Genomic DNA, 16597 nt, shown 5'->3' with positions numbered 1-16597 from the left:
TGATATCATATAAACTTACCTTAGTCAATCTTCTTAATTATTGCATTCTTTAGACCAATCTTGAATTGTTCCAATTCAGCTCCACTGATCAAATGGTCGTAAAAGCGAATATCATCTTCCTGAATTGTAAGATAGTGGCGCTTAATTGATGAAAGATCGTCCGTACAAATGATTGTTGAAATACCCTCACGGTCCATAAACGGCTGAATATTTCTCTTAAATATTTTATCATCAGCCCTTAAGTTGGTAAAGAGGATCGCTTCGTTGCTTATAATAAAGGCAACGGCGTAATGGTTCCTAACATTAAATATCACAAGTTTTCGTTGCCCTAATTTGTTAATTTTCTCAACTGACGATAGCGTTTGCAGCATAAGAAGTAATGCGAGAGCATATAACAGTAAGGGTTTCTTGTAGAAGGTAAGTGCAAACAGTACTCCCGCTATTGATAGAGTGAGTAGTAGTAGTTCTAATGGTGTAATCCATACGGAGGATACACTCGAAAAGGGTAGATCAGCAACAAATTTCAATCCGGAGTTGGTGAAACGTATTAGCCATTCCAGAAGTTCTGCAAGGAAACTGAGCCTGAATAGTAATACCAGAATTCCCAGATACATGATTCCAGTTACAGGAAGTAATATAAAGAGATTGCTGATTAGAAAGTATGTTGGAAATTGATGAAAGTAATAGATACTCAAAGGAAATGTGAATAATTGCGCAGATAACGAGATGCTCAACGCTGACCAGATTTTTCTAAACAATGCCTTCTTGAAGTAGAACCAGTCGTCAATAATCGGGTGCAACAAGATTAATCCCAATACCGCAAGGTACGACAATTGAAATCCAACGTCCCAGAGAATGTAGGGATCATGGATAAGAATCAAGAAAGCGGAAAAGGCCAATATGTTAATCCCACCTGATGTACGATTGACACCTTTACCAATGATAAAACCTGAAATCATAATAGACGCCCTCAATACCGATGGTGACACGCCGGTGAGGAGCGTATAAGACCATATAAGCAATAAAATAATGGCTAATTTAAACACTCGTGTAATTTGGCGACGGTTTAAAAACGAGAAAATATAGTCCAGAACCACATAAATCAAACCTACATGCATGCCAGAAACGGATAAAGCGTGAATAGTGCCAGTTTTTGCATAATAGCTAAGAACTTCTTCGTCAAGGTCCGCCCGGTAACCAAGGATCAGTGTTGAAGCGACTGAATATACATTGTCATCTTTCAAAATCTTTCGATAATACCGGACTTCCCTGGCTCTTAGATCAAGGGCAAGCTTAATGAGATAGTTGCCTTTATTTTCGTTAGTCACTAATATCGCTTGTTGGTGCAGAAAAGCTTGATGATGTATGTGTTGTGCCGCCAGCCAGCTTTTGTAATTAAAAGTCGCAGGATTGGGATTAGTTACTGTCGTCTTTGATACATTCGGAATAACCAGAACGTCTCCGTAAGATGGTCTCTGTGCCACACCAGAATCGATTTTTATGCTTACCAAAAGGTTGCCAGTCGTTCTTTTTTGTGACTGATTTTCATATCCTTTAATAACCCGTGCGTTAAACATCAATATACCGTTACGGATTTGAGGTTCTTGATTTACAACAATCTTAAGGTGTTTGAAATTACCATTGCTAAAATGGTCTTCATGCAGTAGTTCGCTTTTACTAAATGCCAATGCGTAGCCAATGACAAAAAGCATCAGATAGAAACCGCAGGTCATCAAAGACTTGTATCGGTAAACTTTCAATCTTAAATACCAAAGATTCAAAGTAGTAATTAAGACAATTAGAGAACCAGTGATCAGAATAACAAGCAGCGGCGTAATAGCGGCCAAGGGACATAACTTTAAAAACATGATACCAGCTGCAAAGGGTATGATTGCCCTGAGGTAAAATATTTCAGAACTGGTAACGAACCTGGACTTTGGCATCAGATTTTTTATTTCCTTTGATTTCATCGAGACCAAAACTTATTGATTCTTTGCCTTGATATACAATCATTGCATACCGCGCCCATAGATCGATCTTCCTGGTTAGTCGGTACCTGACATTGCTGTAGTATTTAAAACCTTTATCTGAATAAAGGCCAAAGCTCGATCCGTAAAGAACGTCGTCTTCGTAGGCATAGATCCTGCTGTTATAGGAAGGAGTATCAAAAAAAGCAATTCTGAGATTTCCAGACACCTTAGCGGAGAAGTGATAGTTGAAGTCACTATAAATCAGCTTTCCGACTTCTTGAGCCACACTGCCTTTTTTATAGATAGATATTTCTACCCGCTGCTGAAAATCAATACTTTTATTTAACCTCCAATCTATTGCAGCCCTGGCACTTACTTTTGAAACATCCTTGAGCCCGTCGCTGTCGTCTGTGGCATCTGGGTTTTGCTGTTTCAATTCACGCTTGATTCTTAATAGTATCTTTAATGTTTTCTTTGGAACATAGACTCCCTGAGCGAGTATTTCATGACCTCTTGATGCTGAATCAACTCTAAACTTCAGCCATGGAAAGCGAAATACATCAACATATACAGAAAAAAGGAAACGCTTGGAAGGGACATAATTGAGTCCTGTATAAAAACCTTTCTCATTACTTACATCTGTATTTTCACCAACCGCACTACTGAAAAAACTGCGATAGTCGCGATCATAACTCCTATAAAGGACCACAGCAGAAACTTTCTGAGATAAGCTCGCTAATAATCCGTTTACAACAGCCACGCCACCATCTACACTGTGGGCCACCTCAGCATAAGCATACACATTTTTAAAAGTATAATTGTAATGAAATCCGGCATTCTCAAGACTTTTCCCAGTAAAAGCATATTTGTTGTATGCGGAGTTACCGGTAACAAAGTTTTGATCGTAGCTAGATTGATAACTTACAATACCGATATTCAAATTATCAGACAAATACTGGACTGCCGCTCCAAATACGAGTTGTCCAAGGCTGTTTTGATTCTTAAGCTCCGTCGCCGTTCGATGATAGCCGCTATCATTGATCGTTTGAATAGTAGCTGAACTATCAGGCCACAACTTGATACTTCCATCGCGTCTTCTATAAGATACAAAAGAGGTCAGCTCCAAGTTTTTCATAATCGAGAGTGTATTTGCAACTCCTCTGAAAAATGATGCTTCATTTGAAGAGGAGTATGACCTTAAGCCAACGTCTCTCGCGGCCACACTGGTGACATCTGGCCCCTTTCCAAAACCGAATCCAGACCACAATGTCAATCCCTGTCCAAATTGAAGACTGTAATCGCCAAGGACAATCTTCTTAAACGGTCCGACATCATTGATTGTCATGTTCGCTGAGAAGTGGTCCGACAATACCTTGCCATGAGAAAAGCGTTCGCCGGCATCTTTTTCCATCACTAGTCCAGCTGTAAGTTTGTTATTAAAAGCAAATTTATAGCGCAAAAGCATTTTATCAGGAGACCCTAGATATCGGCTTCCAGGAAGATCCATAAAGCCTTTAGGCACTTCCATTACACGCCCGTATCTTACAATGAGATCATTCGTGCCAACACTACTCATACTTTTCAAAGAAATTTTTCCTTTACCACTTTTATCAAGCATTACAAATGGTAGGAGCCGGCCAACGGTTACCAGGTCAAAACCATCAATGCTCTGCAGCTCTGCAAGGTCAAGCAATTTCCCATTGACTTCAAGATGACGTAATAAGTTATTGATTTGCAGCGGAGAAAGGAATATGAGCTGTTTAAGAGTCGCTGCTGAAGTATGATTTAAATTAATAGGATGAGCAAGAATATGATTTAATCGCTCTGTAAGCTCATACAGATCCACATCTTCAGCTAGATTCTCAGCAGCGCTCTCCAGAATATCTTTTATAAAGGAATTGTCCTGCGCAATAGCAGAAAAGGAGTTTAAGGCAATAAAGAGCAATAGAATTTTGGCTGACATTGGTATTCCAAATCACCACCATCCAAATTTAGGAAACCAACTTACAGGGATTTATATTTCCTCGTTAAGTTTTAAAAGAAAGTCTTTCAATTTCTCTAACGAAGCAATAATACGCTGATTTTCTTTGACCTCCATACCGTTATTTTTCAAATGTTCTTTTGCTCCCTTCAAGGTAAAACCCTTGTCATCTACCAAATGAAATATCATTTTAAGATTCTCAATGTCTTCAGGAGTAAAAAGCCGGTTACCCTTCTTGTTTTTCTTAGGCTGTAAAACGGTAAATTCCTTTTCATAAAACCTGATTTGCGACGCATTGACCCCAAACATTTCGGTAACCTCACCCATCGTGTAATACATTTTGTTGATTTCCCGTTCTTTATATGGCATAATTTGCGTTGATTATTAGACTCTTACAGCTTTTATTTGAAGTATTCAAACTTAGATAAAATTGTTTTATTTACAAACAGTTTTATCTAAGTTTGCCATCTAACATACATCATGATGACAGCGAAAGAAATCAGACAGGCCTACTTGGAGTTTTTTAAATCAAAACAGCATCATATCGTTCCTTCTGCGCCAATCGTTGTAAAAAATGATCCTTCGCTAATGTTTACTAACGCTGGCATGAATCAGTTTAAGGACTTGTTTCTCGGTGAGTCCCCAATTAAATATTCAAGAGTAACAGATACTCAACGGTGCCTACGCGTTTCCGGTAAGCATAATGATTTGGAAGAAGTGGGAATTGATACCTATCATCATACCATGTTTGAGATGCTGGGTAACTGGAGCTTTGGCGACTACTTCAAAAAAGAAGCAATCGCATGGAGCTGGGAACTACTTACCGAAGTCTACAAGATCCCAAAAGACCAACTTTATGTGTCCGTCTTTGGCGGAGACCCCGAAGGTCTTGAAATGGATACTGAAGCTTTTGAGCTGTGGAAACAGTATGTTCCTGAAGACCGTATTGTTTTAGGTAATAAAAAAGACAATTTCTGGGAAATGGGCGATACCGGACCATGTGGACCCTGCTCTGAGATACATGTGGACTGCCGGCCGCTTATGGAGCGCAATGAAATATCAGGCAAGTCACTCGTAAATGCCGATCACCCGCAAGTAATAGAGATCTGGAACAATGTGTTTATGCAATACAACCGGTTGAAAGACGGCTCATTGCAACCATTACCTGCCCGCCATATAGATACAGGAATGGGTTTTGAAAGGCTGGTTCGGGTACTACAGCAAAAATCGTCAAACTATGATACAGATGTATTCCAACCCTTAATTCAATTTATAGCACAACACTCAAACATCCAATATGGGGCTGGGGAGCAAACCGATATCGCGATGCGAGTTATGGCAGATCATATTCGCGCGATATCATTTGTAATTGCGGATGGACAACTGCCGTCCAATAACAAGGCTGGGTATGTTATCAGGAGGATATTACGCCGAGCAGTGCGTTATGCCTATACATTTCTTGATCTCAAAGAACCATTTCTGCATAAACTGGTACCTGTCCTCGCTGAACAGTTTAAAGGAGTGTTTGAAGAATTAGTACTCCAGCAAGACTTTGTCCAAAAGGTTGTTCTCGAAGAAGAGGTATCCTTTCTAAGAACATTAGCTACAGGTATTCAGCGTTTCGAAGGCTATACCCGTAAACAAGGTGAACATCTTATGCAGGAGAATGCGATTGAGCCAGAAAAAGGATTTACTGACGCCTGGGTGCATAGTATCTTAAAAGACCAGATGGTAATCTCTGGAGAATTCGCTTTTGAATTACAAGATACGTACGGTTTCCCGATCGATCTAACCGAGTTGATGGCAAGGGAACAAAACTGGATTGTAGATATGGAAGGGTACAATAAAGAATTACTTAAACAAAAAGAACGCTCAAGGGCTGCTACTGCAATTGACACCGGTGACTGGGTTCTTGTCAATCCAGAGTTAGAAGTAGAGTTTGTAGGATACGATGACTTTGAAGCGGAAACACAAATCATTAAGTATCGGAAGGTTACTGCAAAAGGCAAGGAGCAATTCCAGATCGTTCTAAGTAAAACACCTTTTTATGCAGAAAGTGGAGGACAAGTTGGTGATACGGGTAGGTTAGAAGATCATAGTCGCCTGTTTTTTGTAGACATCAATGATACCAAAAAGGAGAATGGTGTTATTGTGCACTACACAGATACGCTTCCAGAAGACATAGACGGTCAATTCTGTGCGGTCATAGACGAAGACAAGCGATTGCTCTCTCAAGCTAACCATACCGCTACGCATCTATTGCATGCAGCACTTAAAAAAGTTTTAGGTAACCATGTTAACCAAAAAGGTTCAATGGTAAATCCAGACTACCTGCGTTTTGACTTCTCACATTTTGAAAAGGTATCTGACGAAGATCTGGCACGCATTGAACATATTGTTAACCAAAAAGTTAGGGAGAATATTCCTTTAAAAGAACAGCGTTATGTTCCCTATGACCAGGCGATTTCAAGTGGCGTAACTGCGCTCTTCGGAGAAAAATATGGTGACTTAGTTAGAATCATCACCTTTGATGATCATTATTCTAAAGAGCTATGCGGTGGAACGCATGTACAAGCTACTGGTCAGATCGGATTTTTCAAGATTACATCAGAAAATGGTGTTGCAGCAGGGGTGAGGCGTATTGAAGCGATTACGGCCGATAATGCAGAAGCTTTCATCCTGGCGCAAAATAGAGAGCTGACAGCATTAAAATCCCTGTTAAAGGGCAATAAAGATTTACTTGCCACGGTTTCTTTAATAATGGAAGAGAATGCTAAGCTTAAAAAGGAAGCCGAGAAAGCGGTGACTGAGCATTCATCAAGCTTAAAACATGACATTGTTCACCACATAAAATCGGTGAACGGGATAAATGTTATCGCAACGCATGTCGCTCTCCCAAACGCAGAAGCGGTAAAAACCCTTGCTTTTGCTGTTAAAGATTTGGTCGACGATCTGCTGCTGGTATTCACCACACTAATTGATGATAAACCAGGCATTACAGTAATGGTTTCAGAGCATCTTGTACAGTCAAGGGGATTAAACGCTACGAATATAGTAAGGGAACTGGCAAAAGACATTCAAGGCGGTGGAGGCGGTCAGCCATTTTATGCTACTGCTGGCGGTAAGAATAAAGAAGGATTAAAGTCTGTCTTAGAAAAAGTAGAGAAGTTGGTGTCACTTTAATTTAGTGATACTAACTTTTCTAAACTCCACTTCTGAGCCTTCTGCCTGCAATGCGATCTGACCTGAGCTTGCTGTGCAATTGTATCCATGATTTACAAGAATATTGTTTACCCAAACAATAACCTCGTCGTTTTTACATTCAACAACCATCTTGTTCCAGTCTCCTACAGGCTTTTCTACATTTTGAACTAGCCGCTCCACCTTACGCAGTTTGTCTCCGTTTATGCCCCAGCGGGACTTGTCACCTCTTCTTATCTCCATGTCCGGAACGGTGATGTCTTCTTCAATACACCAAAAATCTCCTGCGTTAGTGTGCTCAATCTGCACCTCTATAGACTTTGGGAACATGCCATAAAGTGCTCTTGGTGTTGATGCGTGAACAAGCAGTCCACAATTCCCAGGTTTACCCGCAAACCTATATTGCACCTCTATTTTATAATTGCTAAATACCGAATCAGTTATTAAATGCCCGCCCGGACTTCCTAAACTTACGAGCATTCCATTTCTTATGATAAAGGGAATTGTAGCGCCTTTATCCTTATCTAATTCAGGTACATCAATATGCCATCCCTGCAGGTTCTTACCGTTAAATAAGGATTTAGTCTGGCTAAACGAAAGACCTGTTGTAAATGTTAAAGAAAGAAAGATGATTGCGTTAAAAGTTATTCTCATAATCTAAATATATAGAATAATCTTTTACTTTAAAACCCAGTAGCCCAAAGCGAGCCATATCAATCCTTTTACCAGGAAAAACAGAAAGCCCCAGATCCCCATTTTCCTTAGCCATTTAAGAATGTTGGCTTTTCTGTTGGTGGCAGGTTTAGTCTCCATATTACATTGTTAACGTTTCCTGACTCAATTAAGTGCAATATACATTATGTTGAAAGAATATGATCCGTCTACTATTTTCTAAAAAGGGATGCCGATATTAGGCGGGAATTTAAACCCGGATAAGGAAGATGCTAAGTGAAAATATAAAAGATGCGACGAAGCCGGCGCATCTTAAACTTGAGAAATTAGTTGTTCAGCAACTAAAGGGTATTAGAACAGACGAAGACTATGCCGCGTTTTTAAAGAAGTTTTACACCTATTTTAGCCAGGTAGAAAAGGTTATCGCACCATACATCACTGATCAGCTATTGCCCGACCATGCAGAAAGACGGAACTCATCGTTTATAAAAGCCGATATTCAGATATTAGGTGGTAGTGTAGACGAAACACCAGTCGTTGAAGTCCCGGTAGTCTCCAATGCAGTCGAAGCCTTAGGCGCGCTATACGTTATGGAAGGATCAATAATGGGCGGCAGAATAATTATACAAATGCTAGAGAAACTTGGAATACAAAATGGCTTGTCCTTCTTTTCAGGTTACGGTCAGGAAACGGGCCAGAAGTGGGGAGTTTTTACTGAAGTAATGAATGAGGCAGCCGCTACTAGCGGAGATGAGGAACAAGCGATTAGCACTGCGAACGAAACGTTTGGCCTGTTTGAAAAGGTATTTGCTTAACTAAATGAAATAGGCCGAACAATTGTTCGGCCTATTTCATTTACCTTCTTCCTCTTTGCTTTCCCATTTTACCACCATGCTTTTGTGATTTAAATTTATAATGTGAGGGCCCGTGTCCACGGTCATTTTTATAATACTTTTGTTTGTACATCACTGGCCTGCTCACATAATGCGTTCGCGCTGGTCTCCAATTGCTATGTTCAGTTCTATAAACGTTATTTATGTAAACTGGTCTGGCTGGTGCATTATAATAGTAACCACTACTAACATACCTTACAGGTACATATTGTGGTCTTGAGCCGATATTAACGTTCACAGAAATCTGAGCTTCGGCGGGTAATGTAAAAGCTGCAACTACTGCGACAACTACTACTAAAAAGAACTTTCTCATAACATATATCATTTAGGTTTCTAAAATTACGAAGAGGTTAAACCCTATTCGCTGTTAATTAAGTGTGTGTTATTACTAGTTCAAAGTTTATGCCATAACTAGAATTATGGTTTTGAAGCTGCACATATAACGCTTTATTAGTTATGTTTGTATCATAAAGGGATTACAATTGACACAAGCTACACTTACAAATGAGTAACCTAACAGCCGTTTCTTCTTCGGATTTTGAGTTGGTGTCTGGTCTGGAGATTCATGTGCAACTTAACACAAACACAAAGATTTTCTCGTCAGACAGTGCGTCTTTTGGCGCTAAGCCAAATGAACATATTTCTGCAGTTACTCTAGCGTTGCCGGGTGCACTTCCAAAGCTTAATAAGCAGGTAGTCGAAAAAGCCATTCGTATAGGCTTAGCGCTTAACTGCAAGATCAACCAATTGAATTACTTCGATCGGAAAAATTATTTCTACGCTGATTTACCAAAAGGGTACCAAATCACACAAGACAATCAGCCGATTTGCCAAAACGGATTTATCAACCTTACTTTAAGTAATGGAACGGAAAAGCGTATTGGAATTAACAGAATCCACCTGGAAGAAGATGCGGGTAAAAGCTTGCATGACCAGGAAGAATCCTTTTCCTATGTTGATCTAAACAGGGCAGGAGTTCCACTCATTGAGATCGTTACAGAACCGGATATTCGAAGCGCTGAAGAGGCCTCAGTGCTACTTACGGAGATAAGAAAACTGGTTAGACACCTGAATGTAAGTGATGGTAACATGGAAGAAGGGAGTTTACGCTGTGATGCCAACATTTCCATCAGATCTAAGGATGCTGCCGACTTCGGGACACGCTGCGAGGTAAAAAACTTAAACTCTATTAGAAATGTCAGAAGAGCGATGGACTTTGAGTTTGCAAGACAACAGGAGGTGATTGGTAACGGCGGTGTAATCATTCAGAGTACACTGAATTTTGACGCTGAACACGGAACAACCTCTCCAATGCGAACTAAGGAAGAGGCAAATGATTACCGTTATTTTCCTGACCCTGACCTGGTGCCTATTCATATATCCGATGAATGGCTGGCTGATATTAAGACTAAAATGCCTGAGTTACCGGCCGCAATACTCAAAAAACTAGTTAAGGATTATAACATCGGCCTCTCCGAGGCATCTGTTCTTGCAGATGACAACGAACTATTCCATTATTTCACACAAGCACTGGGAACCATTCAACAGCCCAGGAGTCTGATTAATTGGTTAACCGGCCCAATCAGGGCTTTTCTTCATGATCATCAATTGACCATTGCTGGATTTCCAATAACAGCACTACATCTTGCTGAGGTTATAAATCTGGTGGACAGTAAGCGTATCGGGCAACAAGTCGCTTTACAAAAACTACTGCCTGCACTGTTGGAAAATCCGGCACAACCAGTAGAACAGCTTGCAATAGAAATGAATCTTTTAATTGAAGATAATGCAGCCGGCTTACAAGAACTGGTAGATCAGGTCCTTAATAATTTCGAAGCTCAGGTTCAAGCTTATAAGAAGGGTAAAAAAGGGGTTCTTGGACTGTTTGTCGGCGAAGTGATGAAACTGGCAAAAGGTAAGGCTGATCCCAAAAAGATAAATGAAGTGTTACTCGAAAAATTAAACTCATAAATTTATGAACATATTCTCAAAACTTACCTGCGTTGTTGCAGTATGCATAGGTTTTACCTCCTGTAAAGACAAAAATAAATTTGTTATAGCCGGAACATTCACAAATGCCGTTCCGCAGAGTAAAGTTTATCTGTACGGCTTAAAAGATGCGAATGCTACCGCATTGGACTCTACTGTTTTTTCAGAAAAAGGGGAGTTTAAATTCTCACACGCCACTCCTGGTAGTGACTTCTTTCGAATTTCTGCAGACACAAAGGAATATCTCCTAATAGCAAAGAATGGAGATGAAGTGAACATAACGGCGGATCTAAGTGATGCAAACGCCGCTTACAATATCTCTGGCGCTATGGAGGCCGATAAATTGCAAGAATTAAATACCATTCAGAACCAATACGCGGGAAGAATAGCGCTAATTCAGAATGAGTTCAATGAGGCCTCAGAAGCTCAGCCTGCAGAAAGAAGTAAAATTCTGGAGAAGATGCAGCCAAGATACATGGCAGAGATTCAAGGGCGCAGTAAAGCTACTTTGAAGTTTGCTGAAGATAATGTAGGAACGCTTGCCGGCTTCTACGCCATCAACTTGTTGAGTCCAATGGATTATAAAAAAGAGATGGTTGCTTATTCAGATAAAATACAAGATAAGATAAAAGGAAATCCAATGGTCGACGACTTCCTAAAACGTATGGCAACCATTAAGAAACTGGACATTGGTTTACCAGCACCAGATTTTGAACTGAATGATGTAAATGATAAAGCGGTTAAGCTTTCTGACTTCAGAGGTAAATTTCTAATGGTAGATTTCTGGGCATCCTGGTGCGGTCCCTGCAGAAATGAAAATCCGAACGTAGTGGCGGCATACAATAGGTTTAAAGGAAAAAACTTTACCATCCTTGGTGTATCACTTGACCGCCCGGGGGGAAAGGACCAATGGCTTGCCGCAATTAAAAAGGATAATTTAACATGGACACATGTATCCGACTTAAAATACTGGGATAGCAAGGTAGTTCCGCTTTATGCAATTGAAGGTATCCCAGCAAACTATATCCTTGATACCAAGGGAAATATCATTGCTAAGAACCTCTACGGGGAAGAGCTGACTACTTTCTTAACTAAAACGTTACAGTAACCCTAAATACATGTTAAGATACCTGTAGGTGTTAACAATTTGTTAACCTCACTTTAACGGTATGTTACAATTGATTACCTACTTTCGTAACAAATAATTAAAGCTATGAGCGCCGTAAAACAAAAAATACTGATTGTTGATGACGAACCAGATATTCTTGAGTTAATCGAATACAATTTAAAGAAAGAAGGTTATCAGGTGTTTTTGGCAACAAACGGTCAGGAAGGTATTACGGTTGCAAAGAAGGTTCATCCTGATTTGATTATTCTTGATATCATGATGCCTAAGATGGATGGGATAGAAGCATGTCGCATCATGAGGGCTATCCCTGAGTTTAAAAACACTTTCATGGTATTCCTAACGGCACGTAGCGAAGAGTATTCTGAGATCGCAGGCTTTAATGTAGGTGCAGATGATTATATCGCTAAGCCTATTAAGCCTAGAGCACTGGTAAGCCGTATCAATGCCATACTTAGAAGAAATACAAGTCCCGATGAAATCTCAGAAAACAAGGTGGAAATTGGTGATTTGGTTATAGATAGAGAAGCATACCTGGTTTACCAGAACGGCGAAAAGGTAGTGCTTGCTAAAAAAGAATTTGAGCTTCTATATTTGCTCGCCTCTAAACCAGGAAAAGTTTATACCCGTGAATCAATACTTAAGAACATTTGGGAAGATTCGGTGGTAGTTACTAATCGCACAATTGACGTTCATATCCGTAAGCTTCGTGAGAAGTTAGGGGACACATATGTCGCTACAGTAAAAGGAGTGGGGTATAAGTTCGAACTTTCTTAGTACTTTTGCAGGTACAAGAAATCCACTATATTGAAATATCCTTCCTTTAAAGATCTAATATTATTTGAAAACGACGATTACATCGTCGTTAATAAACCGCCCTTTGTTGCATCACTTGATGAGCGGGGCGGTTCCGGCGAAGTTAACATCCTCCGACTAGCGAAACAATACAGTGATGATGCACAGGTTTGTCACCGACTGGACAAAGAAACCTCAGGTGCTATTATCATCGCTAAAAACCCTGAAGCCTACCGCTCAGTCGCCATTCAATTTGAAAAACGCAGAGTAAATAAAGTCTATCATGCTGTTGTAGATGGACAATTTACCTTTGACGAACTTTTTATTGACCTTCCTATATTGAACGATGGCAATAAAAGTGTAACAATTGATCGCAAAGAAGGTAAGCGCGCAGAAACCATATTCAACACAATTAAGCATTACCGTCATTATACTTTGGTAGCGTGCAAGCCCATAACAGGACGAATGCACCAGATCAGAATTCACCTTGCTACCCAGCGTGCTGCCATCGTTGGTGACCACATGTACAAAGGGAAGCCTGTTTTTCTGTCGACCATGAAAAAGGGATATCACATCGCCAAGGATGAGGAAGAGCAGCCGATCATGAAACGTTTTGCCTTACATGCCAGATTTGTTACCTTCAAAGGATTAGACGATCAAGATATATTTATTGATGCTCCATATCCAAAAGATTTCGCAACGTTAATTAAGCTATTAGATAAGTTCGATTCCTAAAGGCAGGTTATGTACTCAAAACTGGTAAATTATGTTGATGCGCTCAATCATTACCGGAGAAAGAAAATATCCAACAGAAACTTTTTAGTTTTTGCTGCGCTTGTAGTTGGTGCGTTATCAGGGTTAGCGGCTGCACTTTTAAAGACGCTGACACATCATATCGAAGAGTTTTTACAATCCGGTTTTCAATGGCAATATAAGTACTACCTTTTCTTCTTTTTCCCCTTTTTTGGAATACTTCTTTCTGTATTGTATGTAAGAAAGTTTATTAGGAAAAGTAAGTTTGAAACCGGACTGACCCCCTTGCTGTATACGATCTCAAAAAAGTCGAGCAAGATTGAGCCACATAACATCTACTCCCAGATCATCACGGCGGCGCTTACTGTTGGTTTCGGAGGTTCGACAGGGTTGGAAGCTCCAATTGTAACTAGCGGTTCAGGGATAGGCTCCATAGTTGGTCGGTTTCTGGGTCTTTCCTACCGGGAATCAACTATGTTGCTTGCTTGCGGAGCAGCAGGCGCCATATCCTCCGCATTTAATAGTCCCATCGCGGGAATCGTATTTGCAATCGAAATATTACTTCCAGAGTTCACCATTCCAGCGTTCATTCCGTTATTGCTTGCATCAGCTACCGCCGCAGTAGTAGGAAGACTCTTCTTCAACGAACAACTGTTTTTTTTAGTCACCGGGGGATGGGAGATGGATGCTTTGATCTATTATGTGATCCTGGCGATCTTAATTGGAGGCTTTTCAATTTACTTTACGAAAGCAAACTACCTGATCAAATCAAACTTCTACAAAATTAAAAACCCTTATCACAAGGTGGCTATAGGAGGTTTATTGCTAGGGCTAATGGTCTTCTTATTTCCAACTTTATATGGTGAAGGTTACATCACCATCAAGCAATTGCTTAGTGGCAACAACGCAGCTGTAATTTCAAACAGCATATTCTCAGAGTACCGTTCATTTCCATGGCTTATAATAGCGTTCACTCTCGTTACTGTCTTCGCCAAATCTATGGCCACATTGGTAACATTGGGAGCTGGTGGTAATGGAGGCATCTTCGCGCCAAGCCTAATCATGGGAGGCCTCATTGGCTTCCTGGTAGCGTTTACGGCTAATACTCTTGGGATAGCACAGCTAAATACGGCTAACTTCATTGTTGCAGGCATGGCCGCGTCGCTAAGTGCAATCATGCACGCGCCCTTAACAGGCATCTTCTTGATTGCAGAGATTACCGGCGGCTACGTCCTGATGGTACCATTAATGATTACTTCTGCGATTTCCTATTTGATCAATAGAAGTGCAAACAAATACTCCATTTATACTAAGCCCCTCGCCGAAAAAGGTGAATTGCTGTCGCATGAAGATAAAGACAGTACAGTTTTAAATATGATGAAACTCAGATTTCTTATCGAAAAAGATTATCTGGTTCTTAGAACCGATGACATACTGGCTAGCAAACTACCTGATATTCTTCAATCCAAACGAAACATTTTTCCCGTGCTGAAGAAAGACAATAGCCTTCAAGGAATCATTTACGTAGAAGATATTTTAAGAAACACTTTGAATAAAGAAGCTTCGCTTCATCTGCACGATTTAATACAATTGGCACCCTATACAGTGACACCCGAAACCAACGTAAAAGCGGTTCTTGAAATAATGGAACGGGAAAATATATGGGTGCTTCCAGTTCTGGATGACCACGATACCTATCTGGGATTTGTATCCAAAACGGCTATTTTTAACAAATATAGGGCACTCCTTAGCCGACAAGCAGATTATATGGAGTAGCCTTATTCAGCTACTCTCTTTAAACCAAACTTCTCTATTTTACTATATAGGTGACTTCTTTGAATGTCAATGTCGTCAGCGGTCTTTGATACATTCCAGTTGTTCTTTTCCAGTTTAAATTTAATGAACTCGCGTTCTGCGTGGTCTTTATAATCCTGGAAATTGGTAAACTTTTCATAATCAAGACTGTTATTGGAAACTGTCATTGGGCTTCCATTACTTACTGCAGCTCCGATGTTAGTTCCACCACCTGGGTTGGCAAAGGCAATTACATCATGCTCAGTAATTACTTTATCACTCAAAATAATGAGACGTTCAATCATATTGTGCAGCTCGCGAACATTTCCTGTCCATGGCAAACCTTGTAAAGCAGTCATGCCGCCTTCACTGATCTTCTTAACAGGCATCCCGTAATCTCTACAAATGTCTTCTAAAAAGCTCTGAGCAATTTCAGGGATGTCTTCAATACGCTCTCTCAAGTGCGGAACATGAATATTAATAACATTAAGGCGATGATACAAATCCATTCGGAAGTTCCCAGCCTCAATCTCCTTCATCAGATCTTTATTCGTTGCAGCCAACACTCGAACGTTAACCTCAAGTTCTTTTTCTCCACCTACACGGCTAATTTTATGTTCTTGTAACGCTCTCAGAACTTTGGCTTGAGCCGATAAACTCATGTCACCGATCTCATCCAGGAAAAGGGTGCCACCGTTTGCAAGTTCAAATTTACCAATACGTTGTTTTACTGCCGACGTAAATGATCCTTTCTCATGGCCAAACAATTCACTTTCAATTAACTCTGATGGTATAGCAGCACAGTTAACTTCGATCAGTGGATTGTCTGCACGATTAGATTTTTCGTGAAGCCAGCGCGCCACGAGCTCTTTACCGCTACCATTAGCGCCAGTGATCAACACCCTCGCCTCAGTTGGTGCTACACGCTCAATGGTTTCTTTGATCTTGGTGATATTGTCAGAAGTACCTAAAATATCTTTTGTCTTGCTGACCTTACGTTTCAGAACTTTCGTTTCAGTAACTAATGTTCCTCTGTCGAGGGCATTTCTAACTGTAATCAAAAGTCTGTTCAGATCTGGTGGTTTAGAGATGAAGTCGAACGCACCTTTCTTACTAGCTTCAATCGCCGTTTCGACGGTACCATGGCCAGAGATCATGATGAAAGGAAGATCAGGACTAAATGCATGCGCTTGCTCAAGAACTTCCATACCATCCATGCGGTTCATTTTGATGTCGCATAGTACCAGGTCAAATTTCTTTTTCTTTATTAATTCAAGTCCATCAATTCCATTGTCAATATCTTCGACTTCGTAATTCTCGTATTCCAGAATTTCTCTTAAAGTGCTTCTAATCGCCCGCTCATCATCAATTATTAACAGTTTTGCCATAGGTATTGATCTCAATTTATAAGTGCGCTAATATA

The 16597-nt window shown here is 40.3% G+C and carries 14 protein-coding genes; 7 read left to right on the top strand and 7 right to left on the bottom strand.

Annotated elements, in window-relative coordinates; genetic code table 11:
- Positions 1-20: 20 nt before the first annotated feature.
- Genes WKF66_RS14410 through WKF66_RS14400 form a run of 3 tightly spaced genes read right to left on the bottom strand, consistent with a single transcriptional unit; the run spans position 21 to position 4320 of the window.
- Positions 21-1970, bottom strand: a complete 1950-nt coding sequence (locus tag WKF66_RS14410; protein WP_489675170.1) for a ComEC/Rec2 family competence protein — start codon at positions 1968-1970, stop codon at positions 21-23.
- Positions 1912-3933, bottom strand: coding sequence for a helix-hairpin-helix domain-containing protein (locus tag WKF66_RS14405; RefSeq protein ID WP_489675169.1), 2022 nt, complete (start codon positions 3931-3933; stop codon positions 1912-1914). The genes WKF66_RS14410 and WKF66_RS14405 overlap by 59 nt, the downstream gene beginning before the upstream one ends.
- Before the next feature lie 51 nt (positions 3934-3984).
- A complete protein-coding gene (locus WKF66_RS14400; RefSeq protein ID WP_489675168.1) occupies positions 3985-4320 on the bottom strand; it encodes a MerR family transcriptional regulator in 336 nt (111 codons plus the stop codon).
- Positions 4321-4434: 114 nt separating this feature from the next.
- Between WKF66_RS14400 and alaS the strand changes: the two genes are divergently transcribed.
- Positions 4435-7134 (top strand): alanine--tRNA ligase, encoded by a 2700-nt coding sequence (gene alaS, locus WKF66_RS14395; protein WP_489675560.1) that lies wholly within the window; start codon positions 4435-4437, stop codon positions 7132-7134.
- Here the strand turns inward: alaS and WKF66_RS14390 are convergent.
- Entirely contained in the window at positions 7126-7806 is a 681-nt protein-coding gene (locus WKF66_RS14390; protein WP_489675167.1) for a 3-keto-disaccharide hydrolase, read from the bottom strand. The genes alaS and WKF66_RS14390 overlap by 9 nt on opposite strands.
- A gap of 24 nt (positions 7807-7830) precedes the next feature.
- Entirely contained in the window at positions 7831-7965 is a 135-nt protein-coding gene (locus WKF66_RS14385; RefSeq protein ID WP_489675166.1) for an alanyl-tRNA synthetase, read from the bottom strand.
- Positions 7966-8093: 128 nt separating this feature from the next.
- Here WKF66_RS14385 and WKF66_RS14380 point away from each other — a divergent pair, with 128 nt between their 5' ends.
- Positions 8094-8639 (top strand): biliverdin-producing heme oxygenase, encoded by a 546-nt coding sequence (locus WKF66_RS14380; protein WP_489675165.1) that lies wholly within the window; start codon positions 8094-8096, stop codon positions 8637-8639.
- A gap of 40 nt (positions 8640-8679) precedes the next feature.
- On the opposite strand, the gene WKF66_RS14375 is transcribed toward WKF66_RS14380, so the two are convergent.
- Positions 8680-9030 (bottom strand): hypothetical protein, encoded by a 351-nt coding sequence (locus WKF66_RS14375; RefSeq protein ID WP_489675164.1) that lies wholly within the window; start codon positions 9028-9030, stop codon positions 8680-8682.
- Between the two features lie 191 nt (positions 9031-9221).
- Between WKF66_RS14375 and gatB the strand changes: the two genes are divergently transcribed.
- The 5 genes from gatB (at position 9222) to WKF66_RS14350 (ending at position 15156) form a co-directional block, all read left to right on the top strand.
- Positions 9222-10688, top strand: coding sequence for an Asp-tRNA(Asn)/Glu-tRNA(Gln) amidotransferase subunit GatB (gatB, locus tag WKF66_RS14370; RefSeq protein ID WP_489675163.1), 1467 nt, complete (start codon positions 9222-9224; stop codon positions 10686-10688).
- A gap of 4 nt (positions 10689-10692) precedes the next feature.
- Positions 10693-11814, top strand: coding sequence for a redoxin domain-containing protein (locus WKF66_RS14365; protein ID WP_489675162.1), 1122 nt, complete (start codon positions 10693-10695; stop codon positions 11812-11814).
- A gap of 105 nt (positions 11815-11919) precedes the next feature.
- Positions 11920-12609: a response regulator transcription factor gene (locus WKF66_RS14360; RefSeq protein ID WP_489675161.1), complete on the top strand. Its 690-nt coding sequence runs from the start codon at positions 11920-11922 to the stop codon at positions 12607-12609.
- A gap of 30 nt (positions 12610-12639) precedes the next feature.
- Entirely contained in the window at positions 12640-13362 is a 723-nt protein-coding gene (locus WKF66_RS14355; protein ID WP_489675160.1) for an RluA family pseudouridine synthase, read from the top strand.
- Between the two features lie 9 nt (positions 13363-13371).
- Positions 13372-15156 (top strand): chloride channel protein, encoded by a 1785-nt coding sequence (locus tag WKF66_RS14350; RefSeq protein WP_489675159.1) that lies wholly within the window; start codon positions 13372-13374, stop codon positions 15154-15156.
- A gap of 2 nt (positions 15157-15158) precedes the next feature.
- Here WKF66_RS14350 and WKF66_RS14345 read toward each other — a convergent pair whose 3' ends face one another.
- A complete protein-coding gene (locus WKF66_RS14345) occupies positions 15159-16562 on the bottom strand; it encodes a sigma-54-dependent transcriptional regulator (protein WP_489675158.1) in 1404 nt (467 codons plus the stop codon).
- Between the last annotated feature and the right edge of the window lie 35 nt (positions 16563-16597).

The sequence above is a fragment of the Pedobacter sp. genome, assembly GCF_037719805.1.
Lineage (GTDB): Bacteria > Bacteroidota > Bacteroidia > Sphingobacteriales > Sphingobacteriaceae > Pedobacter.
The sequence above is the reverse complement of the archived record's forward strand: the minus strand, read 5'-3'. Positions and strand labels throughout refer to the sequence as shown.